This window comes from Qipengyuania sp. L-5Y, from assembly GCF_056859455.1.
Window position 1 is genome coordinate 47,213 of sequence record NZ_JBSXOM010000020.1, and the last position, 22,580, is coordinate 69,792.

Below are 22,580 nucleotides of genomic sequence, written 5' to 3' on the forward strand. Positions count from 1 at the left end.
TGTGGATCAATACGCCTTGGCGAGAAGCACGCGCTCCACCGCCGGTTCGCCGGTGAAGATGCAGGCGCCGTCAACCGGCGCTGCGTCCATCGGGACATTACGTATCGTGAGCTTGTGCTCTTTCAAGCGTTCGACGACCTTTTCGAGAGCGTCACCCGTGGGCTTGGACCACTGGACTTCGACCCAGCCCGGGTAGCGGGAGGCGCCGAAGTGATCTTCCACCGCTGCAAAATCGGTGATGCCGCGGGTCACGTTGGCATCGCGCCGCTCGGCAGCCTGCGTGAGCAGCGCGCTCTGCATATCGGCGAGAACGTCGGGGATGGTCTGGCCAGCAACTTCGCGGGTCGGGTTCTGGAAATCGACCTTGCCGGTTTGGCTATCCCACAGGCGGTCACGGCGAAGCATGCTGACAACGCCGTTTTCCATGTCGCGGCCGCCGACCTCGACAATGATTGGAGCGCCCTTGCGCACGTAGTCCCACCGCTTCTGGGCAGCCTTGCCGGGCCGCGTGTCGAGCAGGACGCGCAGCGGTTCGCCGAATGCGCTCTGCCCGGCGAGGGTGGCACGCAAGGCTTCGCAATATTCGATCAGCGCATCGTCTTCCGGCTTGTCGCGCAACATCGGCAGGATCACGACCTGCTGCGGGGCGATCTTGGGCGGAAGGCGCAGGCCATCGTCGTCGCCATGCGTCATGATTACGCCGCCGACCATGCGGGTGGAGACGCCCCAACTGGTCGTGTGGGCGAGGCTTTCGCTGCCTTCTTTGTTCTGGAACTTGATACCGCTGGCCTTGGCGAAATTGGTGCCGAGATAATGGCTGGTTCCAGCCTGCAATGCCTTGCCATCCTGCATCATCGCTTCGATGGACCAGGTTTCGACTGCGCCGGGAAAACGTTCGTTCTCGGGCTTTTCACCGGCGATCACTGCAAGAGCGAGATCCTCGTCCGCAAAGGCGCGATAGACCTCCAGCATGGTGAGCGTGTGGTCCTTCGCCTCGGCCTCGTCGGCATGGGCGGTATGGCCTTCCTGCCAGAGGAATTCGCTGGTGCGCAGGAACATGCGGGTGCGCATTTCCCAGCGCACGACATTGGCCCACTGATTGAGCTTGAGCGGAAGATCGCGCCAGCTCTGAACCCAGCGCGCCATGGCATCGCCGATAATTGTTTCGGACGTCGGCCGGACAACCAGCGGTTCTTCCAGCTTGGCCTCCGGATCCGGAATAAGGCCGCCATCCTTTCCAGCAATCAAGCGGTGATGCGTGACCACGGCCATTTCCTTGGCAAAGCCTTCGACATGCTCTGCCTCACGCTCGAAATTGGAGAGCGGTATGAAGATCGGGAAATAGGCGTTGGCGTGGCCGGTTGCCTTGATCCGGTCATCCAGCAAGCGCTGCATGCGCTCCCATATGCCGTAGCCCCAGGGCCGGATGACCATGCAGCCTCGCACACCCGATTCTTCGGCCATTTCGGCAGCGCTGATGACTTCCTGGTACCAGGCTGCAAAATCATCGTCGCGCTTGGTGTTCAAGGCATGGCGTATCTGGGCCACGTTATATTCCCGTAATTGCTGGTCGGATCGGCGGGCGGGCCGATGCCGCTATTTGCTCATCTCGTCCAGCTTCTTCTGCATTTCGGCCATTTGCCGGCGCATCTGAGCAAGGTCATCCGACTGATCGTCCCGCGCAGGCTTTCGCGTTGCCGGAATGAAGGCTTCCGCAGCGTTCTGCATCATCTTGAAATTGGCTTCGGCCATCTTGGCCAGCGGATTGGTTTCAATACCCTTCGCGAAGGCCGCCTGGAGCTGTTCGCGATTCTTGCGCAGGTTCGTCATGCTCGCTTCAAGATAGCTTGGCATCATCGCCTGCATGGAATTGCCATACATGGAAATGAGATCGCGCAGGAAGCTGACCGGCAGCATCTGCGTACCGTGGCTTTCTTCCTCTACGATGATCTGCGTCAGGATCGTATGGGTGATGTCGTCACCGGTCTTTGCGTCGAGCACGTGGAAATCCACATTCTCGCGGACCATCTTCGCAAGATCGTCCAGAGTGATGTAACTGCTCGTATCGGTATTATAGAGCCGCCGGTTGGCGTACTTCTTGATGATGATCGCTTCGCCTTCGGCGGTCCTCTTGGCCATGCCAGCATGCTCCCAGATTGTGCATTGCGAGATACTTAGCACGTGCAAAATGTGCAGCGCAACGTCACCTAAACGTCAACCGAAACGCTGCCCCAGAACCGTGAGCAATTCATATTGCGAAAGAGAGGTTTGCTGCGCAGCATCGGGCAACCAGTAGGGCAATTCGACCCAGTCCCCTTCGCCCAGTTCCGGCGCAGCGGTCAGGTCGATCACGATCATGTCCATGGAAACTTTGCCGAGTATCGGAAGCGGTGTTCCGCCCGACCGGAAATGCGCGCCGGCCCAGCTGCGCAGGATGCCGTCTGCATAGCCAAGGGAGACAACCCCCGCTTTCATGCGGGCAGGCGCGGTGAATGTCGCATTATAGCCGACCTTGTCCCCGGCCTGGAGCTCCTTCACCTGAATGAGCGAAGCTTCGGGACGGGCAACCTGCCGTATCGGTCCGTCCAGTTCGGCGCGCGGGACCCCGCCATAGAGCGACAGACCCGGACGCGTGAGATCGAAGGCATAATCCGCGCCAAGAGCGATGCCTGCGCTGTTGGCCAGACTTGCCCGCTGGTGCCGTATGGCTGGAATGCAGGCGCGAAAGTCCCCCATCTGTTGTGCGTTCATGGGACTGTCTTCGTCCGCGCAGGCGAGGTGGCTCATGAGAATATCGACATCGAGCGTCTGGATGACAGGATCGGCGATGTCGGCAGGCGAAATGCCGAGCCGGTTTATCCCCGTATCGACCATCAGGTGGCATGATCCCCCGCCGCCATCCTGCCAGATCCTTGCCTGCCTGAGATTGTCGATTACCGGGCTGACGCCTGTAGCGCGGGCGTATGCTGCCTCTTCTGCACTAAGGACGCCGTGCAGTACGCTGACCTGCGTCGCAGGGACGTGGCGAAGAACCGCGGGAACTTCGCTCCAGTGGGCAACGAAGAAATCCTGGCAGCCTGCATCGCGCAGTTTCGGCACGCAGCGATCGACACCCAGCCCGTAACAGTTTGCCTTGACCGCGGCGCCTGCCCGGCCACTGCCCGACATCGCATTCAGCGCCTGCCAGTTTTGCGTCAAAGCGTCGCTATCGATGCTCAGCCGCAAAGTCGGCGGCGGACAGTCTGTCATGGAGTACTCACGGAAAGGAAGGCGTAACCGGCGGCGTCTGTTCGCCATCTTCGAAATCTCGCGGAGGCCCATCGGGAAGACCCCACCACGCAACGATCAGGCCGAATCCGACCACCGCCATCGTGTACCAGAGCCCCGCATATGCGTCACCCGTCATCGCCACAATATAGCCCGCAATCAGCGGCAGGAACCCGCCCAGATAGCCCGCGCCGATGTGGTAAGGTATCGACATCGAACTGTATCGGATCTTGGCCGGAAACATTTCCGAAAGCAGGGCGGCAACCGAACCGAATGTCAGGGCCGACAGCATGCCCAGCACCAGCAGCAGCCCGATGATCCCCACGATGTTGACCAGGGGTGGGAATTGCCGTGTGAAATCGTAGCCGTTGGTTTCGAGCCAGCCCTGCACGATCGCCCGCCGGGTGTTGTCCGGAATATCGTCATAGACGTAAGTCGCAGAACCAATCGACAGGCCAGAGGCCGGATCGTTATCGATGGTATAGGGAACTCCGAGAGCGGTCAGATCCTGCAGGACGCGCCCACACGGGCTTGCCTGGATTTCCGCGAAAGGATCGTATTCGCACCGCGGCCCCGTGACTGTGATCGGCGCTGCCTGCGCACTTGCCTGAAGCCCTGGATTGGCCAGTGCGCCGATCCCCCAGAAGATCGGAAACAGCAGCGCCAGCGCTGCTGCCGCGCCGATGATGATGGGTTTTTTCCTGCCCACCCTGTCGGACCATTTTCCAACGACAAGATAGAAGCTCATGGCGATCGCCCCGGCGATCAGCAGCATCCATTCGACCAGGGTTTCGTCCACCCGCATGGGACCGCGCAGGAACGACAGGCCCGAAAAGAACGCCGTGTACCAGATCGTGGTCAGCACGCCGGTTATGCCGAACAGGGCGACAAATATCCTCTTGGGATTACCGGGGTAGGTCAGACTTTCCTTGAACGGGTTGGCGCTGGTCTCGCCGGCCGCTTTCATCGCCTGAAAGACGGGGCTTTCAGACAGCTTCAGCCGCATCCACAGCGAAATCCCGAGGAGGACAATCGAAAGGAGGAATGGGATACGCCACCCCCACGCCGCAAAATCTTCCGGGGAGATCAATGTCCGGCACGCGATGACCACGAGGATCGACAGGACGAACCCGCCGACGACGCTGGCTTGAATAAAGCTGGTGTAGAACCCCCGTTTCTCAGGCGGCGCGTGCTCGGCGACATAGATAGCCGCTCCGCCATATTCGCCGCCGAGTGCGAGTCCTTGCAGAATGCGCAAACCTATGACGATTATCGGAGCCGCCAGGCCGATGCTCGATGCGCTGGGGATGAGCCCGACACCGGCAGTGGCAATCCCCATCAGGGTGACAGTCACAAGGAAGGTGTATTTGCGCCCCAACCTGTCTCCAAGAAAGCCGAACAGGATCGCACCAAGGGGGCGAAAACCGAAGCCGACTGCAAATCCTGCCCATACGAGCAGGATTTCGAGTGTCTCGTTGTCGCTCGGGAAGAAGGCCGCGCCGATCAATGCGGCAAGCGTGCCGTAAATGAAGAAGTCGTACCATTCGAAGATCGTACCGGCGCTGCTCGCAGCTATGACAAGGCGGATTTCCTTGTCCGTGGGCTCCCGGTTAACCGCCGCCACAGTCTCGACCATCTCGCGCTTCCTCCCCCGCGAATATTCTTTGCGTCGGGAAGCTAGCGGGCCGCTTCAGTCTTGGAAAGCGCATCCAGCGCCGCTCTCCACGGCAGGAGAATTGCGTCGTGGCGCCCCAGATGCGGCCGGGCGGGTTCAAGCAGTTCAAGTCGGGGAAGAATGGAACTGGGTGCCTGGTCTCGCAGCCATTCGCCGAGGTTTTCGACCATCGCCGCTACCGCCGCAGCGTCCATGCCGGACGACTCTCGCGCGAAAATAGCTGCTGACGCCTGGCCGACAGCACAAGCGGAAACCCTGAGGCCAAGATCCTCGAGTGATCCACCAGAGGACGACAGATCGATTACGCTTCCGCAGCTGCGCGACCGGGCATGGCCTTTCGCGGGGGCTGCAGCATCAAAGGGATAATCGGCCAGTTCGATAGCCAGAGCCAGCAGTTCGGTCGAGTAGAGCGCAGGCGCGCGGGAGGAAGCCATCACTCGCTTTCGTCAGACTGATCGCGCAAAGTGGCTCGCCGCTCCGCCAGAACCTGAACAAGGGCACGCGAGCTGGAATCCACCAACTCATAGCTGCGCGCCGTGGTGATCCAGTTCGGCCGCCCCTTGTAGCTCCATACCGTATCGTAACCGAGTACGAGCAGCGAAAAGGCGATCACGACGATAAGCATGCCCTTCAGCGCGCCGAACCCGAAGCCGAGAACCCGGTCGATCGGCCCAAGCAGCGAATTGCGCGATGCCATCCCCACATTGTTGGCGATGACCTTCATCGCGGCATAAGGAATGAGCAGCAGCAGGGTGAATGCCAGCAGCGATGTCGTGATGTCGTCGCCGAGAAAATCCTGCAGCGACAGGGTCAGAGGCGTGTGCAGAAAGCGGATGGCGAACGCGGCCAGTACCCAGGCTGCAAGCGAAAGTATTTCCTGGAGGAAACCACGCATGAAGCCGCCCGCAGCAGCGATGCCGACGATCAACAGGACGATGTAATCGAAACCGGTCATGACCCTTCCTTGGTCGTGACTTATGAATTACCGATTACGCGGTCAACGAGGTTCGCCAGTTGTCCCAAACCATCGTATGCGAGCGCAGACGATCCCCCCTTCACATCCAGCGGTCCGAACCCCCGATCGAAGCCGAGCTTGGCAGCTTCCCGCAGGCGCAGACCGCCATGCGCGACCGGGCGGATTTCGCCCGCGAGCGAGACCTCGCCCAGCCAGATGCTGCGCGCCGGCAGAGCCTTGTTCGACATCGCGCTGACGAGTGCCGCAGCGACGGCAAGATCCGCCGCAGGGTCGGAAAGCCGATAACCGCCAGCCACGTTCAGATAGACTTCTGCCGAACTGAAGTTCAGCCCACATCGCGACTCCAGTACGGCAAGGAGCATCGCAAGCCGGCCCGTGTCCCAACCGACGACGGCACGGCGAGGCGTCGCCCCGGATTGCAGCCGTACGATCAGCGCCTGGATTTCCACGAGCACCGGCCGCGTGCCTTCGATGGCCGGGAAAACGGCACTGCCGGCCATCGGTTCGTCGCGGCCAGAGAGGAACAGCATGGAAGGATTGTCCACCTCTTCCAGCCCTTCCCCCGCCATGGCGAAGACACCGATTTCATCGACGGCGCCGAAGCGGTTCTTGAGCGCGCGCAAAATCCGGTACTGATGACTGCGCTCCCCTTCGAAACTCATCACCACATCGACCATGTGTTCGAGCACGCGGGGCCCCGCGATGCTGCCATCCTTGGTTACATGACCGACGAGCACAAGGGCGACACCGTTTTCCTTCGCGTAGCGGATCAGTTCGAATGCACAGCCACGGACCTGGCTGACCGTTCCCGGCGCCCCTTCGATCGTGTCGGAATGCATCGTCTGGATCGAATCGATCACCAGCAGACCCGGTGCATCCATAGAACCCAAGGTCGTGAGAATGTCGCGCACACCGGTCGCCGCTGCCAGCTTTACCGGGGCATCGGAGAGACCCAGCCTCGCCGCGCGCATGCGCACCTGACCCGATGCTTCTTCGCCGCTGACGTAAACGACCCCGCGCCCTTCGCGGGCGATCCGTGCTGCCGCCTGCAGCAGAAGGGTGGATTTTCCGATGCCAGGATCCCCGCCGAGCAGGATCGCCGAACCCGGAACGAGCCCGCCACCCAGAGCCCGGTCGAATTCGGCCAGGCCGGTGGGCTGCCGCACGGGAAGAGGTCCCGGCTTGTCCAATTCGACAAACTCGACGGCCCTCCCCCCACTCGAAAGATCGTGTTTCATCGAAAAGACGGTCGCCGGGGCATCTTCCACCAGCGTATTCCATTCTGCGCAGTCGGCACATTGCCCCTGCCAGCGATGGGAGACACTGCCACAGGCCTGGCAGACATAGCGTTTCTTCGGCTTTGCCATGAGCCCAGCTAGACAGAACATTTGATGAACGCAATTGCCTTGCGGCGTTTATCCGTGCACAGCATCGGGCGATGCGGCACAAGGAACTGAGGATCGCGCTGGTATGCTATGGCGGAGTCAGCCTGGCGGTCTATATGCACGGGGTTACACGCGAATTGTGGCAGCTCGCCAGGGCTAGCCGCGATTTCCATTCGACAAGTTCCTCCCCCGACGGCGTAGGCAAGGTCTATCGCGATCTACTTGAGCGGATTGCGGCAGAACAGGACCTGCATGTCCGGGTCCTGCCCGACATCATGAGCGGCGCGAGCGCGGGCGGGATCAACACCGTCTTTCTGGCCCAAGCTGTTCATTCGGGCCAGTCACTGGAGCCGTTGACCGATCTCTGGCTGGAGGTCGCCGATGTGGACAAACTGGTCGATCCCAAGGCGCGGCTCAAATGGCGCTTTTCGAAAATGTGGGCACAGCCCTTTGCGACCTGGCTATTGAACCGCCCGGGCGGTGATCTCGCCGATGCCGTCGCACCGGAAACGCGGGCAGAGGTCGAACGCAAGGTCTCGCATCTCGTACGTGGGCGCTGGTTCGAACCGCCATTTTCCGGCATCGGCTTTTCGCGTCTGCTGGAACGGGCGTTTTCGGCAATGGCCGAAAGCAAAATAGACAAGCCGCTCCTCCCACCGGGCCACCCGCTGGACCTGTATGTCACCACGACGGATTTTCATGGCTATCTGGAACTCCTGCGGCTCCATAGCCCGCCTGTCGTCGAAGACACCGAACATCGCATGCCCATATCGTTCAGGACGCGTACGCCGGCGGAGGGTGGACGCGATCTGGCCAATCCGCTCGAACTGGTATTTGCGGCCCGTGCGACAGCCAGTTTTCCTGGCGCCTTCCCACCCTTGCGCGTCGAAGAGATCGATCAGCTTTCAAATCTGACCGAACGTACGTGGGCTGGGCGCGATGATTTTATCCAACGCATAATGCCCGTTCATGCTGCGCGGGATAGTATTGAAAACGTGTCGCTTATCGACGGATCGGTACTCGTCAACAAACCGTTCGCCGGCGCAATTTCCGCTCTTCAGGGTCGTCCCGCTCAGCGCGAGGTGGATCGCCGTTTCGTATATGTCGATCCGCGTCCGGACAGGTCGAGCAATCGCACCTCGGAAAAGAACGAGCCGGTTGGTTTCTTCTCCGCGATCTTCGGATCCCTGTCGACCATTCCGCGCGAACAGCCCATTCGTGACAATCTGGAACAGCTCGAAGAACAGAGCCGCGAGGCTGAAAGACTGAGGCGGATCGTCAGCGCCCTGCGGCCAGAAGTTGATGCAGCCGTCGACAAACTGTTCGGACGCACACTGTTTCTGGATCGCCCCACTCCAGCGCGGTTGAATGCGTGGCGCCAGAAAGCCCAGCAGGCGGCGGCTGAAAGGGCCGGATATGCATTCCACGCTTATGCGCAGGCCAAGTTTGCCGGGATCGTCACCAGATTGGCCAGGCTCGCCATCGAGGCTGCGCCAAAACTCGCTGTCGACGATACGTCTCCTATCGAAGCGGTCCTGCGGGCCGAATTGGCGCAGCGAGGTTTGGACACGCTTTCTGCGCCGGGCGGGGGCGCATCGCCCGAAGCAATCGCTTTCCTGAGAGAACATGACATCGGATTTCGCATTCGCCGTCTGCGGTTGCTGGCCCGGCGCCTCGCGCGCGACTGGGAGGCAGATCCCGACATCCCGGACGATGCACTGGAAAAGGGGCGCGATGCGGTGTTCGAGATACTTGCCCTTTATTTCGAAAAGGAAGGCGTCGCGGCGCTCGGCTCGTCATTTGAGCCACTGGCCGAAAGTGTCCTGCAAGATCCCGGATGCCTACTCGACATGATCGAGGCGAAACGTCTGTTGCCAGACCTCGACGAACGGGCGGAGGAGATGCTTGCCGCTGCGCTTGAGCAGATGCCAAAGAATCTGCGGCGCCGGATGCTGCTGACCTATTTGGGATTCCCGTTCTACGACGTGGCGACCCTGCCGCTCCTGCGTAATGAAGGGCTGACCGAGTTCGACCCGGTCAAAGTGGACCGCATAAGCCCCGATGACGCGCGTAGCATTCGCGAAGGTGGGACACGGGCCACCTTGCGCGGAATCGAGTTTTACAACTTCGGGGCGTTCTTCAGCCGGGCTTATCGCGAGAACGATTACTTATGGGGGCGGCTGCACGGGGCCGAACGTATGATCGACCTCGTGTGCTCAACCGTAAGCAAGCCCTTTGCGGAGGATACCCGCCGCAGCTTCAAGCGGGAAGCCTTCAATGCCATTCTTGACGAAGAGCAGGATGCCAAGCGCTGTTCGAGAAAGCTGATCGAGGAAATTCGCCGCGAAGTGTCGGAGCGTTTGCCTGACTAGCAAACGGGATCACCCGCCGAAGGCACCTTTCAGCTTATCGAAGAAACCACGGCTTTCAGGGCATTCGTCGCCAGTTTCCAGTTCGCGGAACTGTTCCAGTAATGCACGCTGTTCCTTGCTCAACCTGGTCGGAGTTTCCACGGCAATTTCGACAACGAGATCGCCGCGACCCCGCCCTTGCAGAACGGGCATGCCAGCACCACGCTGACGCAGCTGCTTGCCCGACTGAATGCCTGCGGGAATTTCGATCGTGACGTCTTCGCCATCCAGATTGGGAATGTCGATCGATCCACCTAGCGAAGCAGTCGTGATGCTGATCGGAACGCGCGTTGCAAGAGCTGTCCCTTCGCGCTGGAAAATCTCGTGCGGCTTCACATGCACGAAAATATAAAGGTCACCGGGAGGAGCACCACGGGGCCCAGCCTCACCCTTGCCCGAAAGCCGAATCCGCGTCCCGGTATCGACGCCCGGCGGAATTTCGACGGCAAGCGCCTGAGGAACGTCTATGCGCCCTTCCCCGCGGCAGTCGCGACAGGGCGAGGTGATGACTTCACCGCTGCCATGGCAATTGGGGCATGGTCGCTCGACCACGAAAAAACCTTGCTTGGCCCGAACTTGTCCCTGCCCGTGGCAAAGGTTGCAAGTTCGCGCGCGAGTACCTGGCGTAGCGCCGGACCCGTGGCAGGTTTCGCAATTCTGTGAAACTTCGATCTCGATCTCGGTCGATTTACCGTGAAAGGCTTCTTCCAGATCGATCTGCATATCGTACCGCAGATCCGCACCGCGCCTGGGACGTGCACGTCCTCCGCCGCCGAATGCACCACCAAAGATCGTTTCGAATATATCCCCGATGTCGCCGAAGTCGGCACCGGGTTGACCACCGCCCGGTCCGCCTTGCTGAAAAGCTGCGTGGCCATAACGGTCGTAGGCGGCACGTTTTTGAGGATCCTTGAGAACCTCATAGGCGGCACTCACGGCCTTGAACTTGCCTTCGCTTTCCCCGCATCCAGGATTGCGATCCGGATGGTGCTTCATCGCCAGTTTGCGATAGGCCGACTTGATCGTCGCCCCATCGGCATCGCGGCTCACTCCGAGGAGTTCGTAAAAATCAATTTCGGTCGCTGACATGGCTTCCCAATACTCAATCGCCACCGGTGCATTGCGGCACCGGCGGCGACTGGTTTCTCATCGTCCGATCAGTTCTTCGCGTCTTCGTCGACTTCGGAGAATTCGGCGTCGACGACTTCTTCTTCCGAGCCGCCTTCACTACCGGCAGCCGCGCCGTCGGTCGGAGCGTCGGAAGCGGCCTTGGCTTGCTCCTGCTCGTAAATCGACTGGCCCATCTTCATCGCGCTCTGCGACAGGTCCTGAGCCTTGGCGTTGATGTCGGCTGCATCGTCGCCTTCGAGCGCCGTCTTGAGGGCGGCAACCTTCTCTTCAACTTCGCTCTTCAACGAAGCGTCGATCTTGTCGCCATGTTCTTCAAGCTGCTTTTCGGTTGCGTGAACGAGACTGTCGGCCTGATTGCGCGCTTCCGCACCTTCACGACGCTTCTTGTCCTCGTCGGCGAACTTCTCCGCGTCCTGAACCATCTTTTCGATGTCGTCGTCGGACAGACCGCCCGACGCCTGGATGCGGATCTGCTGTTCCTTGCCCGTGCCCTTGTCTTTGGCGGACACGTTCACGATGCCGTTGGCATCGATGTCGAAGGTAACTTCGATCTGCGGCACACCGCGCGGTGCGGCAGGGATACCGACCAGGTCGAACTGGCCCAGCATCTTGTTGTCCTGCGCCATTTCACGCTCGCCCTGGAAGACGCGGATGGTAACCGCATTCTGGTTGTCTTCCGCGGTCGAGTAGGTCTGCGTCTTCTTGGTCGGGATCGTCGTGTTGCGATCGATCATCTTGGTCATGATGCCGCCGAGCGTTTCGATACCCAGCGAAAGCGGGGTCACGTCGAGCAGCAGCACGTCCTTGACGTCGCCCTGAAGAACGCCGGCCTGAATGGCGGCACCCATCGCAACGACTTCATCGGGGTTCACGCCGGTGTGCGGCTTCGAGCCGAAGAATTCTTCCACCACTTCGCGAACCTTGGGCATGCGGGTCATACCGCCGACCAGGATGACTTCGTCGATCTCGTTCTTGGACACGCCAGCGTCAGCGAGCGCCTTCTTGCAAGGCTCGAGCGTGCGCTTGATCAGGTCGCCGACGAGCTGTTCGAGCTTCGAACGGCTGATCGTTTCGACGAGATGCAGAGGGGTAGAGCTGCCGCCTTCCATGCGTGCGGTGATGAAGGGCAGATTGACTTCGGTCTGTGCGGAGCTCGACAGTTCGATCTTCGCCTTTTCGGCGGCTTCCTTCAGACGCTGCAGAGCGAGCTTGTCGGTCCGGAGATCCATGTTCTCCTTCTTCTTGAACTCGTCCGCGAGATATTCGACGATCGCGCTGTCGAAGTCTTCGCCGCCCAGGAAAGTGTCGCCATTGGTCGACTTCACTTCGAAGACGCCATCGCCGATTTCGAGGACCGAAACGTCGAACGTACCGCCGCCAAGGTCATAGACGGCGATGGTCTTGCCGTCTTCCTTGTCCATGCCGTAGGCAAGTGCTGCAGCCGTCGGTTCGTTGATGATGCGCAGCACTTCGAGGCCGGCAATCTGACCGGCGTCCTTGGTTGCCTGACGCTGCGCGTCGTTGAAATATGCGGGAACGGTGATGACGGCCTGCGTGACGGTTTCGCCGAGATAGCCCTCTGCCGTTTCCTTCATCTTCTGCAGGATGAAGGCGGATACCTGGCTGGGCGAATAATCTTCGCCGCCGGCTTCGACCCACGCGTCGCCGTTCTTGCCCTTGACGATGTCGTAAGGGACGAGACCCATATCCTTCTTGGTCAGCGGATCATCAAACCGGCGACCGATAAGGCGCTTGATCGCGAACAGGGTATTGTCAGGATTGGTGACAGCCTGACGCTTGGCCGGCTGACCGATCAGGCGCTCGCCGTCCTTGGTGAAGGCGACAATCGAAGGCGTCGTGCGCGCGCCTTCCGAATTTTCGATAACCTTGGGCTTGCCGCCGTCCATAACGGCGACGCAGCTGTTGGTTGTGCCAAGGTCGATACCGATAACTTTGCTCATGGTTTCCCCATCTGTTTCAAGTCGTTGGACACCGCATCATTGGTTCCCCGATCCTGGCGAAACCGGTCGGCGGCTCTATCCGGTGGTGTATTACTCGGGCGATATAGGTGTGGTTTTTCTTGGCACAAGGGAGGGGGTCGGCTAGTTTTTCGGCCAGTACGTAGAGGGGACAAATTGATGAAACTTACACATTTAGCACCGGCCGCCCTGACTTTGACGACGCTCACGTTGGCGGGATGTTCGAGCCCTGCCGAAGAAACCACTGCGCCTGCAGCGGACGAAGTGGCCCTCGAAGTCAGCAATGCGCGGCTGATGCTACCGGCAGTATCCGGCAACCCGGGTGCCATCTATTTCGATGTCGAGAACACCGGTGATCGCAATTACGCGATCCGTCGCGCAGATGTGAAAGGGGCGGGCAATGCGGAACTTCACGGTTCGCTGGTAGTCGACGGCCAGATGATGATGGACAGCGTCGGACAGGTCCTTGTCGAATCGGGTGGTTCGCAGAGCTTTCAGCCCGGCGGCTTTCACGTGATGGTTTTCGATCTCGATCCTTCGGTGCAGGCTGGCACATCGACCGACATGACGCTCACCGTCGTTGGCGGCAAGAAGAAGACTTTCCCTGTCGAAGTCCGCGCCGCAGGTGACGAGCGCTGAGCGACGGGCAGCAAATGCCGGGCGCGAAAATCATGGGGGATGGTTTCGTGCCCGGGTGTCCGATTGGGGGCGAGCGGCCCCTCACGTCAGGCGAGATAGAGCTTGCGCGAACCGTGTTCGGTCACGCAATCGATTACAGCCGAATAATGATCAGGCGGAAAAAATGGTTTCCGTTTCAACCTCGTCAGGTCACCATGGCCCCGCGCGGGCACCTGCATTTCCATCCTCGCGGTGAAACGTACTGCGATGATTTCTCGAAGGTCGATCTACGGCGCCAAGGCCTTTTCATACACGAATTGGTACATGTCTGGCAGGTTCAGGCGAAGGGCGAATGGTTTCTGGTAACGCGTCGCATGCCGTGGGCGCGTTACGATTATTCACTCAAGCCCGGTTGGCCACTCGAACGATATGGTATCGAGCAACAGGCGGAGATCGTGAAACATGCTTTCTGGCTGCGCCGAGGCATGAAGATCGCCGGCGTCGCCGATCCCGCTGCTTACGAAATGCTGGTCCGCTTCCCCGGCGCCGAAAGCTGATCCGGCACCGGGGTACGAAGCCTGCTTACCAGTATCGGGCGTAGCGGTCGTCATAACGGCAATCGTCGTCGACATAACGGCCATCGCCATAATAGCCGTCGCACTCGTCGTTCTTGTCCGTGGCATAACCGACCACGCCGCCGATGGCGGCGCCGGCCAGAGCGTAGGTGGTGATGTCATCGCCCAGAATGGCGCCCAGACCCGCACCGGCTGCGGCACCGAGCCCGGCGCCTTCAACGCCATAGTTCTGCGCACACGCCCCGAGGCCCAGGGTGGAAACGGCCAGGGCAGGTGCAAGAAATAGCTTGGCGTTCATCGCGATTCTCCGAAATTGTTAGCGTTGGCCATCTACGGGCGGCGCCGGATGTTGTTCCTTGGCACCCGCTGCCCGCACCGTATCCCGCGCCACGATTTCGGAAGTCGTCAGTCGTAAGTAACCCCGGGCAACCCCTGCCCGCCATCGGCGATGAATGCGTCGATCCGCGCTTCGAGTGCGGGAAGCGGAACCGAGCCGAGCGACAGCACCACATCGTGGAACTTGCGAATGTCGAAGGAGGAACCGAGCTCGTTTTCGGCCTTCTCGCGCACCCGGCGGATGGTCAGTTCCCCCAGCTTGTAGGCCAGCGCCTGCCCCGGCCAGCTGATGTAGCGGTCGATTTCGGTGCCCACTTCCCGCTCGGACAGCGCAGTATGGCTCGCAAGATAGTCGACCGCCTGCTCCCGGCTCCAGCCGTAGTGATGGATACCGGTATCGATAACCAGCCGGGCAGCGCGCCACATCTCGTAGGACAGGCGGCCGAACTTCTCGTAGGGGGTGCGATAGATGCCCATCTCTTCCCCGAGATATTCCACATAGAGACCCCAGCCTTCGCCGAAACCGGAGAAATAGGTCTGGCGGCGGAAGCGCGGCGCCTCTTCCTGCTCCAACGCGACGGCACCCTGGAAGCTGTGGCCCGGGACGCATTCGTGCAGGGTAAGTGCAGGGATATTGTAGAGTGGTCGGGACGCCAGGTCGTAGGTGTTCATCTGGCAGGCATCGAGCCCGCCCCGTCCCGCCGTGTAGAACGGAGCAATGGCAGGATCGACCGGCCGGATGGTGAACCGGTGCCGGGGCAGGAAGCCGAAATAGTCGGCCAGCCGCCCATCGACACGCTTTGCGGCATAGGCAGATACGCCCATCAGTTCATCGGGCGTGCGCGCAACGAATTGCGGATCGGTGCGCAGAAAGTTCACGAACTCCGCCAGCGTGCCGTCGAAGTCGGCGCTCTCCTTTACCTTCTCCATCTCGGCGGTAATGCGCGCCACCTCGTCGAGACCGATGCGGTGGATTTCCTCTGCCGTCAGGTCGAGCGTCGTATATTGCCGGATCTGCTGCGCGTAATAGGCCTCGCCATCGGGAAATTCGCTGGCGCCGAGGGTGGTGCGGGTCTGCGGGAGATATTCGTTGCGAAAGAAGGCGAGCCAGTCGGCATAGGCCGGCGTGACATCGTCGCGGATCGCTGCACGGCCGGCTGCCCTGAGACGTTCCTGTTCGGCTTCGGGAATGCTGCGCGGCATGTCGGCAAATGGCTTCCAGAACGGGCTGTCTTTCGGCCGGTCCACGACATAGGAGGCGATGGAGACATCGCGGCCTTCCAGCGTAACCCGCGGCACCGAGAACCCCCGCGCGAGGCCTGCTTTTGCGTTAGCGGTCTGCTCGGCGAAATATCGCGGAATGTCCTGCATCCGGCCGATGTAGTTCTCGTATTCCTCTACCGTGGTGAAACCGCGCGAGGGCGCGAGATACGACCAGAAATTGGAATCGCTGTCGAACGGCATTTCCCATTCGGCGAACTGCGCGTCGCCGATATCAGATTCCAGCAACGACCGCAGCACTAGAGCATTGGTCCTTGCCTTCTCGCTCAATGCTTCGCGATCGATCTGGTCGAGGCGTGTCAGATAGGACTTGTATTGCGCGGCGCGTTGACGCTGCGCGTCGGGGGTAACCGACCACAAAGTATCGCCCTGCTCGGTGCTACCGTTCGCCGCCTCGCTCATGCCGAACTGTTCGAGCTGGTAGTCGTAATATGCATCAGCCAGCGCCGACAGTTCATCGTCGGCGCTATCCTGAGCAGCAAGCGGTGTAGCGAAGGCGGAGGCGACAAGAACCGCCGCTCCGAAAATGGCAGTCCTCATCGTCATTCCCCTGCTTTGACGGAGTTAATCGGGCTTCTTGGCCACGCCGACCATTGCTGGACGCAGCAGGCGATCCTTGATCATATACCCGGCCTGCATTTCCTGCACGATCGTGCCGGGCTCTGCATCATCGGTCGGCACTTCCATCATTGCCTGATGCTGGTTCGGGTCGAGCGGCATGCCCTTGGCGGCAATGCGAGTGATGCCATTGCTGTTAAAGACTTTCTCCAACTCACGCTGAGTGGCTTCGATGCCAGCAATGAAATTCTTCGCCTTTTCGTGTTCGCGGAGTTCTTCGGGAACGTGGTCGAGCGCCCTCGCAAGATTGTCGGCAACACTGAGAATATCGCGTGCGAAACCCGTCGCTGCATAATTGCGGGCGTCCTGAACATCCTTTTCGAGCCGGCGACGCACATTCTGTGTTTCCGCACGCGCATACAGCACGTCCTGCATCGCCGTTTCGAGATCGCCCTTCAGTTTCGCAAGCGCATCATCGATCGGAGTATCGGCGTCGTCATCTGAATCGTCGCGAAGATGTTCGGGCACACCTTCCATCTCACGTGCCAGATCTGCATCGACCGCTTTTTCGTGCGGTTCGTTCTTGTTCTCGTCGTTCACTGGAAAACCCTGTCAGCCAATTCGTTTACCCAAGGATCGGGCGGTGAAATCCACCATGGGGACGACTCGCGCGTAATTCAACCGAGTTGGGCCAATGACACCCAGCACACCGACAACCTTACCCTCGCGGTCCCGGTAGGGTGAAGCGATCACGGAAGACCCCGAAAGCGAGAAAAGCCGGTTCTCGCTGCCGATGAATATGCGCATCGCGTCAGCTCTCCGGGCACGTTCCAGCAAGCCGGCCACCGATTGCTTGCTTTCCAAATCGTCGAGCAGCGAGCGAACCCGTTCGATATCGCCCAGTGCGGTCTCGTCGAGCAGGTTGGCCTGCCCCCGAACGATCAGGACCGGGCGATTGCTGGCATCTTCGCTCCACACCGCGAGCCCCCGCTGGACCAAATCGCGACTGGCTTCGTCGAGGGCAGATTTGCCGCTGGCAATCTCCTTTTCGACCATGCTCGCGGCCTGCGCTAAGGTCCGTCCGGAGCATCGCGCGGTGAGATAGTTGCTCGCCTGCTCAAGCGACGTGCCGAGCGCCTCGACCGGAAGGGCGATAATCCGGTTCTCGATATGTCCGTCTTCGCCCACCAGAACAGCCAGCACTCGGTTTGCATCCAACGCGGTGAGGGATATCTGTGCCAGCTTGGGTTCGCGTGTCGGCACCATCACCATGCCTGCCGCGCCCGAAAGATCGGACAGCAAGGCGCTGGTTTCTTCCAATGCTCGCTCGATCGGTCCCGGCTCCGCAAGGCGCTGCTCGATTGCGGCACGTTCTTCGCGGGTCGGCTCAGCGACTTGCATCATCGCATCGACGAAAAGACGAAGGCCCGTTTCCGTCGGCATTCTACCCGCGCTGGTATGCGGTGCCGCCAACAGTCCGCGCTGCTCGAGTTCGGCCAGCACCGAACGTATCGACGCCGGCGAGAGGCTCACCCCCCCTTCCCGCGCGAGCGCCTTGGAGCCCATGGGTGTGCCGCTCTCCAGATACCCTTCGACCACGAGCCGGAAAATGTCCCGTGCGCGATCCGACAAATCTGTGAGTGGCGGTGAATTCATGTTCCCTATCTAACCACTCCCCTTGCGGCCTCAAGACCCTTGCGCCACAGGCATCCCCGAGATTCGACTGCAATGGAGAAACCTATGCGACCTTCCGGCCGTGCGCCCGACGAAATGCGCGCTATCACCATCGAAACCGGCTACACCAAGCATGCTGAGGGCAGCTGCCTGATCAGTTTCGGTGAGACGCGTGTTCTGTGCACCGCTTCGGTCGAAGATCGAATCCCGCCTTGGCTTCGCGGCAAAGGCGAAGGCTGGGTCACTGGTGAGTATTCAATGCTCCCGCGCGCGACGCATACCCGCGGCCAGCGCGAAGCGGCCAAAGGCAAGCAGAGCGGGCGGACGCAGGAAATCCAGCGTTTGATCGGCCGCAGCCTGCGCTCGGTCGTGGACCTGAAGAAGCTGGGCGAGCATCAGATCACGCTTGATTGCGACGTTTTACAGGCCGACGGCGGTACTCGCACGGCCTCTATCTCCGGCGCTTGGGTTGCCCTTCGCCTGGCAGTCGATGGCCTGATGAAATCGGGCGCTGTCACGCAGGATCCCATTTCCGCCAAAGTCGCCGCGATCTCCTGCGGCATCTACAAAGGCACACCTGTTCTCGACCTCGACTATCCCGAGGACAGCAGCGCCGATGCCGACGCTAATTTCGTCCTCATCGAAGGCGGCAAGATTGCCGAGGCGCAAGCCACCGCCGAAGGCGCGCCCTATGACGAGGAGGGCTTCCTGCGGCTCCTGCGCCTTGCCCAGATTGGCTGCGCACAGATCTTCAAGGCTCAGGACGAGGCAACGCGCAAATGACACGCCGTATCGGTTCGAGCACGCTGGTGATTGCCACGCATAATGCGGGAAAGCTCAAGGAGATTTCCGCGCTGCTCGAACCGTATGGTGTCAAATGCATCTCGGCAGGCTCTCTCGGGCTACCTGAACCTGCAGAAACCGGCACCACGTTCGTCCAGAATGCGCTTCTGAAAGCGCGGGCGGCAGCGGAGGCTTCGGGTCTGGTAGCTCTGGCGGACGATAGTGGCCTGTCGGTTGACGCGCTCGACGGGCGACCCGGCGTCTATACCGCGGATTGGGCAGAACGGCAGTGGTTCGAAGGCGATCCCGGTCGTGACTGGTTCATGGCCATGGGCAAGGTGGAAGGCATGCTTCAGCAGAAAGGGACGAACGTCGATCGTTCCAGCGCCTTTCATTGCGTGCTCGCTCTGGCGTGGCCCGATGGGGAACAGGCCATCTACGAAGGGACCGCAAAGGGCACGCTCACCTGGCCTCCGCGGGGCACTCTGGGATTCGGATACGATCCGGTTTTCGTACCCGAGGGACGCGAACAGACTTTCGCTGAACTCGATCCTTCAGATAAGCACGCCATCAGCCACCGCGCGGATGCCTTTGGAAAGCTGGTCGCCGAGCAGTTCGGCTGAATCTCAGTAGGCCTTTCGGCCCCAGACATTCCCGGCAGGCCAGTACCGGCAGACAAGGACATCATTGCCGCGCGCCGTAACCACCGCGCATCCAACCTCTTTCGTGTCACGCCACACTATCTGAGTGTAATGGCCCACGTCGCTCCAACTGCCGGTGCGCGAGATGTTTGGAAAACTGTCATGCCGGTAATGTTTTTTCTCTTCGAGAAACATGCCCACCATGGTTTCGATCGGCCAATTGCCGGCTGTTCCCATCCAAAGGTTCTCACCCGTACCGTTGCGTGTGGAACGATCGGCGTGTTGTAAAACGCCTTTTTCGGAGAGGACGCGCGCCCATTGTTCTGCTTCGCGTTCGAGATGGACATTCCATTTCAGCGGCTCGAGACTGAGGCGGTTTCGTTCTGCATTGTGCATACCGAGAATGCGCGCCGCGACCTGGACCCTGGAACCTGATGGCGACGTTCGCTCCCCAGGCATCGCATAGCTCGAGTTAGACGATCCGCTTGCAGCCACGGCAGTCCCCGTGGCACAAAGCATCGCTAAAGCGCCGACGATAGGCGCAGTCCATCTTCTTGACCCGTCCATGGCGGGCAGATTCCGCATCCACAGTTAAGATAAGCTGAAGATATTGGCCCGCGCATTATACATTCATTGGCCGTTCTGCCTTGCGAAATGCCCCTATTGCGATTTCAACAGTCATGTACGGCAGACCACGGATGTCACGTTGTGGAAAACAGCCCTGCTGGCAGACATGCGTCATGAGCACGGCGAAGCCTGTTCCGATGAGCCGCTGACGAGCATCTTTTTCGGTGGTGGAACCCCTTCCCTGATGCCCCCAGCGTTGGTCTCGACCCTTCTAGGCGAGGCCGAACGCCTCTGGGGTTTCGAACCCGGAATCGAAATCACGCTGGAAGCCAATCCCAGTTCGGTAGAAGCTGCCAAATTCGCCGATCTTGCCCTTGCCGGAGTTAACCGGGTTTCGCTCGGCGTGCAGAGCCTGCGCGACGACGTACTGCGCTTCCTCGGCCGCCTTCACGGCGCGGACGAAGCGGTAAAAGCCGTCGAGGTGGCGCAAAGCCATTTCTCACGCGTGTCGATCGATCTTATCTATGCACGCCCGGAGCAATCGGAAAATGACTGGAGCATGGAACTGGCCGAAGCTCTCGCGCTGGGCACCGATCACATGTCGCTTTACCAGCTCACTATCGAACCGACGACCCGGTTCGCGACCGATGTCCGTCGCGGCATCTTCGACCCGCTGGACGACGACAATGCCGCCGATCTCTTCGCTCTCACGCGCAGCATGACAGACGCAGCGGGGCTACCGGCATATGAGGTCAGCAACCATGCCAGCCCCGGGCAGGAAAGCAGGCACAACCTCACATACTGGCGATATCAGGACTATATCGGCATCGGACCCGGCGCCCATGGGCGGCGTCGAAATGAGGCAACAGTTAGGCATAAGAAACCGGAAAACTATCTTTCGGCAGTCGCAGATCACTCGCACGGAATTGCCGAAGCACGCATGCTCGATCGGCGCGAACAGGCTTCCGAAGCACTCCTGATGGGGCTTCGACTCGACGAGGGGATCGACCTCGCTGCGATCGGGGGCCGGTTCGACGTCACAGCCTCTGACCTGATCGATGCTAGCAGGATGACCCTTTATCGGGATCTCGGCCTCGTGTGGGCGAAAGCGGAAGAGATCGGCGTCACTCCGCAAGGCATGCCATTGTTGGATGCGCTGCTGGGCGAATTGGTTCAGGCAGATCTGGTGGCATCATGAGCCGGGCCGAGCTGCTGAGTCCTTGGCACGATCACCTCGCTTTGGGGCTCAGGCGTTCACCGCATACGGTTCGGGCTTACGACAAGGCCGCATCAACCCTTCTCGCTCAGCTCAACCTCAATTCCTGGGACCAGGTGGCCGATATCACGGCTGCGCAATTGCGGTCCCATCTCGCCTCGCGGCGTTTGGACGGATTATCGAATGCTTCTGCGGCGCGTGAGTTGTCTGCGCTCAAGGGGTTTATCGCTTTCGCCCGGGCACAGGCAGGCCATGAACTTTCCGACCCTCCCCGAATGCGAGGCCCCAAAATCCGCAAGGGTTTGCCCCGCCCCGTCACGCCTGACGATGCGATAGGGCTTGCCGATACCGTGGAGGCTATCGCAGGTGAAGACTGGATAGGCGCGCGGGACCGTGCGGTTCTCCTCCTGCTTTATGGCGCGGGCATTCGTATCGCCGAGGCACTCTCTGTTTCAGGGGCTGCGATCCCGCTGGGTGAACGACTGACCGTCACCGGCAAGGGTGGCAAACAGCGCGTGGTGCCTATCCTGCCCGTCGTGCGGGAAGCGGTGGCTGATTACGTCGCTCGATGCCCCTGGACGCTGAGCAAAGATGAGCCCCTATTCCGGGGGGCCAAGGGCGGGCCGTTGACCCAAGGTGTCGTGCAGAAGGCGACCGCTCGGGCTCGAAAGGCACTGGGGCTGCCAGACACCGCAACACCCCACGCATTGCGCCACAGCTTCGCGACCCATCTTCTTGGCGCAGGCGCCGATCTACGCAGCCTGCAGGAATTGCTCGGCCATGCCAGCCTCGGCTCCACGCAGATTTATACGAAGGTCGACGCCGCTAGCCTGCTGGATATTTATCGCAAGGCACACCCACGCGAAGGCAGCTAGCGCTTGTCGCGCGGTTTCCACGTAACCACCCGCCACAGATATCCGACCAGCGCGAGACCGATGAAACCGAGGATGATCCAGCCAAGTATGTGCTGCGATTCTTCCAGCCAGTCGGCGAGCCTCCGCCCGCCTTCGACCAGGAGAAGGTTCCAGATGAACGCCCCCGCAAAGGTAAATGCAAGAAACCGCCAGACGCCCATGTGAGCCAAGCCTGCCGGAAGCGAAATCATGGTGCGGAAGATCGGCGTAAACCGGAAGACGAACACCACCCATGGCCCATGCCTCCGAAAAAACCCGCGTGCCTTTTCGACATCTTCCCATTCCATGGTCAGCCAGCGCCCCCATCTCTCGACAAAGGGTTCGAGCCTCGTCCTGCCCCAATGGTCCCCCAGCCAATACCAGGCGTAGTTCCCGAGAGTCGATCCGACCGTCCCGGAGATCATCAATGGCCAGAAATCCATCGTCCCGCGGGACACCGCCACTCCGCCAAGCCCCATGATGACTTCGGAAGGGATCGGCGGAAAAATGTTCTCCAGTGCCATGAGAAGGAAGATGCCGACAAGGCCGCCCTGCTCTATCGCGCGGATGATAAGTTCGTGCATGGGCCGCTAACGATCAACTCTGTCGGATGG

Annotated in this window: 22 protein-coding genes; 7 read left to right on the forward strand and 15 right to left on the reverse strand. The window is 60.5% G+C overall.

Translation table 11 applies throughout. From position 1 onward, the window contains the following. Positions 1-6 precede the first annotated feature (6 nt). The 7 genes from proS to radA form a co-directional block, all read right to left on the reverse strand. Positions 7-1,548: a proline--tRNA ligase gene (gene proS / locus AC13F2_RS02835; protein ID WP_482964230.1), complete on the reverse strand. Its 1,542-nt coding sequence runs from the start codon at positions 1,546-1,548 to the stop codon at positions 7-9. Positions 1,549-1,596: 48 nt separating this feature from the next. Continuing rightward, positions 1,597-2,139: a polyhydroxyalkanoate synthesis repressor PhaR gene (gene phaR, locus AC13F2_RS02840; protein ID WP_397491275.1), complete on the reverse strand. Its 543-nt coding sequence runs from the start codon at positions 2,137-2,139 to the stop codon at positions 1,597-1,599. A gap of 75 nt (positions 2,140-2,214) precedes the next feature. Next, entirely contained in the window at positions 2,215-3,249 is a 1,035-nt protein-coding gene (alr, locus tag AC13F2_RS02845; RefSeq protein WP_482964231.1) for an alanine racemase, read from the reverse strand. A 7-nt stretch (positions 3,250-3,256) separates the two neighbouring features. After that, positions 3,257-4,903, reverse strand: coding sequence for an MFS transporter (locus AC13F2_RS02850; RefSeq protein ID WP_482964232.1), 1,647 nt, complete (start codon positions 4,901-4,903; stop codon positions 3,257-3,259). Between the two features lie 41 nt (positions 4,904-4,944). Then, positions 4,945-5,376: an iron-sulfur cluster assembly scaffold protein gene (locus tag AC13F2_RS02855; RefSeq protein WP_482964233.1), complete on the reverse strand. Its 432-nt coding sequence runs from the start codon at positions 5,374-5,376 to the stop codon at positions 4,945-4,947. Further along, entirely contained in the window at positions 5,376-5,897 is a 522-nt protein-coding gene (locus AC13F2_RS02860) for a CvpA family protein (RefSeq protein WP_103025030.1), read from the reverse strand. The genes AC13F2_RS02855 and AC13F2_RS02860 overlap by 1 nt, the downstream gene beginning before the upstream one ends. A 20-nt stretch (positions 5,898-5,917) precedes the next feature. Continuing rightward, positions 5,918-7,285: a DNA repair protein RadA gene (gene radA, locus AC13F2_RS02865; protein ID WP_482964234.1), complete on the reverse strand. Its 1,368-nt coding sequence runs from the start codon at positions 7,283-7,285 to the stop codon at positions 5,918-5,920. Positions 7,286-7,356: 71 nt separating this feature from the next. Here radA and AC13F2_RS02870 point away from each other — a divergent pair, with 71 nt between their 5' ends. After that, positions 7,357-9,675 (forward strand): patatin-like protein, encoded by a 2,319-nt coding sequence (locus tag AC13F2_RS02870; protein WP_482964235.1) that lies wholly within the window; start codon positions 7,357-7,359, stop codon positions 9,673-9,675. Between the two features lie 9 nt (positions 9,676-9,684). Here AC13F2_RS02870 and dnaJ read toward each other — a convergent pair whose 3' ends face one another. Both dnaJ and dnaK read right to left on the reverse strand, forming a co-directional pair. Next, positions 9,685-10,803, reverse strand: a complete 1,119-nt coding sequence (dnaJ, locus tag AC13F2_RS02875) for a molecular chaperone DnaJ (RefSeq protein WP_482964236.1) — start codon at positions 10,801-10,803, stop codon at positions 9,685-9,687. Positions 10,804-10,871: 68 nt separating this feature from the next. Further along, positions 10,872-12,806, reverse strand: a complete 1,935-nt coding sequence (gene dnaK / locus AC13F2_RS02880; protein ID WP_221598411.1) for a molecular chaperone DnaK — start codon at positions 12,804-12,806, stop codon at positions 10,872-10,874. A gap of 177 nt (positions 12,807-12,983) precedes the next feature. On the opposite strand from dnaK, the gene AC13F2_RS02885 reads away from it, so the two are divergent. Continuing rightward, positions 12,984-13,463 carry a copper chaperone PCu(A)C gene (locus AC13F2_RS02885; RefSeq protein ID WP_482964237.1) on the forward strand — a complete coding sequence of 160 codons (480 nt, stop codon included), beginning with the start codon at positions 12,984-12,986 and terminating at the stop codon, positions 13,461-13,463. Positions 13,464-13,609: 146 nt separating this feature from the next. Continuing rightward, entirely contained in the window at positions 13,610-13,999 is a 390-nt protein-coding gene (locus AC13F2_RS02890) for a vgr related protein (RefSeq protein WP_482964238.1), read from the forward strand. 25 nt (positions 14,000-14,024) lie between these two features. Here AC13F2_RS02890 and AC13F2_RS02895 read toward each other — a convergent pair whose 3' ends face one another. The 4 genes from AC13F2_RS02895 to hrcA form a co-directional block, all read right to left on the reverse strand. Further along, positions 14,025-14,315 carry a glycine zipper domain-containing protein gene (locus tag AC13F2_RS02895; protein WP_196846133.1) on the reverse strand — a complete coding sequence of 97 codons (291 nt, stop codon included), beginning with the start codon at positions 14,313-14,315 and terminating at the stop codon, positions 14,025-14,027. A 107-nt stretch (positions 14,316-14,422) separates the two neighbouring features. After that, positions 14,423-16,174 carry a DUF885 domain-containing protein gene (locus AC13F2_RS02900; RefSeq protein ID WP_482964239.1) on the reverse strand — a complete coding sequence of 584 codons (1,752 nt, stop codon included), beginning with the start codon at positions 16,172-16,174 and terminating at the stop codon, positions 14,423-14,425. A 24-nt stretch (positions 16,175-16,198) separates the two neighbouring features. Beyond that, the gene (gene grpE / locus AC13F2_RS02905; protein ID WP_103025037.1) at positions 16,199-16,792 is read right to left on the reverse strand and encodes a nucleotide exchange factor GrpE; all 594 of its coding nucleotides are present in this window, start codon (positions 16,790-16,792) and stop codon (positions 16,199-16,201) included. A gap of 12 nt (positions 16,793-16,804) precedes the next feature. After that, positions 16,805-17,848 carry a heat-inducible transcriptional repressor HrcA gene (hrcA, locus tag AC13F2_RS02910; protein WP_475210643.1) on the reverse strand — a complete coding sequence of 348 codons (1,044 nt, stop codon included), beginning with the start codon at positions 17,846-17,848 and terminating at the stop codon, positions 16,805-16,807. Between the two features lie 84 nt (positions 17,849-17,932). Here hrcA and rph point away from each other — a divergent pair, with 84 nt between their 5' ends. Both rph and rdgB read left to right on the forward strand, forming a co-directional pair. Beyond that, a complete protein-coding gene (gene rph, locus AC13F2_RS02915) occupies positions 17,933-18,649 on the forward strand; it encodes a ribonuclease PH (protein WP_482964240.1) in 717 nt (238 codons plus the stop codon). Then, on the forward strand, positions 18,646-19,272 hold the full coding sequence (gene rdgB / locus AC13F2_RS02920; RefSeq protein ID WP_482964241.1) for an RdgB/HAM1 family non-canonical purine NTP pyrophosphatase: 627 nt from the start codon (positions 18,646-18,648) through the stop codon (positions 19,270-19,272). Before rph ends, rdgB begins: the two co-directional genes overlap by 4 nt. Before the next feature lie 3 nt (positions 19,273-19,275). On the opposite strand, the gene AC13F2_RS02925 is transcribed toward rdgB, so the two are convergent. Continuing rightward, positions 19,276-19,686 (reverse strand): CAP domain-containing protein, encoded by a 411-nt coding sequence (locus AC13F2_RS02925; protein WP_234003276.1) that lies wholly within the window; start codon positions 19,684-19,686, stop codon positions 19,276-19,278. A gap of 214 nt (positions 19,687-19,900) precedes the next feature. Here AC13F2_RS02925 and hemW point away from each other — a divergent pair, with 214 nt between their 5' ends. Further along, positions 19,901-21,055, forward strand: a complete 1,155-nt coding sequence (hemW, locus tag AC13F2_RS02930; RefSeq protein ID WP_482964242.1) for a radical SAM family heme chaperone HemW — start codon at positions 19,901-19,903, stop codon at positions 21,053-21,055. Next, a complete protein-coding gene (locus AC13F2_RS02935; protein ID WP_482964243.1) occupies positions 21,052-21,948 on the forward strand; it encodes a tyrosine recombinase XerC in 897 nt (298 codons plus the stop codon). The genes hemW and AC13F2_RS02935 overlap by 4 nt, the downstream gene beginning before the upstream one ends. On the opposite strand, the gene AC13F2_RS02940 is transcribed toward AC13F2_RS02935, so the two are convergent. Beyond that, positions 21,945-22,550 carry a DedA family protein gene (locus AC13F2_RS02940; RefSeq protein ID WP_196846125.1) on the reverse strand — a complete coding sequence of 202 codons (606 nt, stop codon included), beginning with the start codon at positions 22,548-22,550 and terminating at the stop codon, positions 21,945-21,947. The two genes, AC13F2_RS02935 and AC13F2_RS02940, sit on opposite strands and share 4 nt — an antisense overlap. Positions 22,551-22,580: the final 30 nt, after the last annotated feature.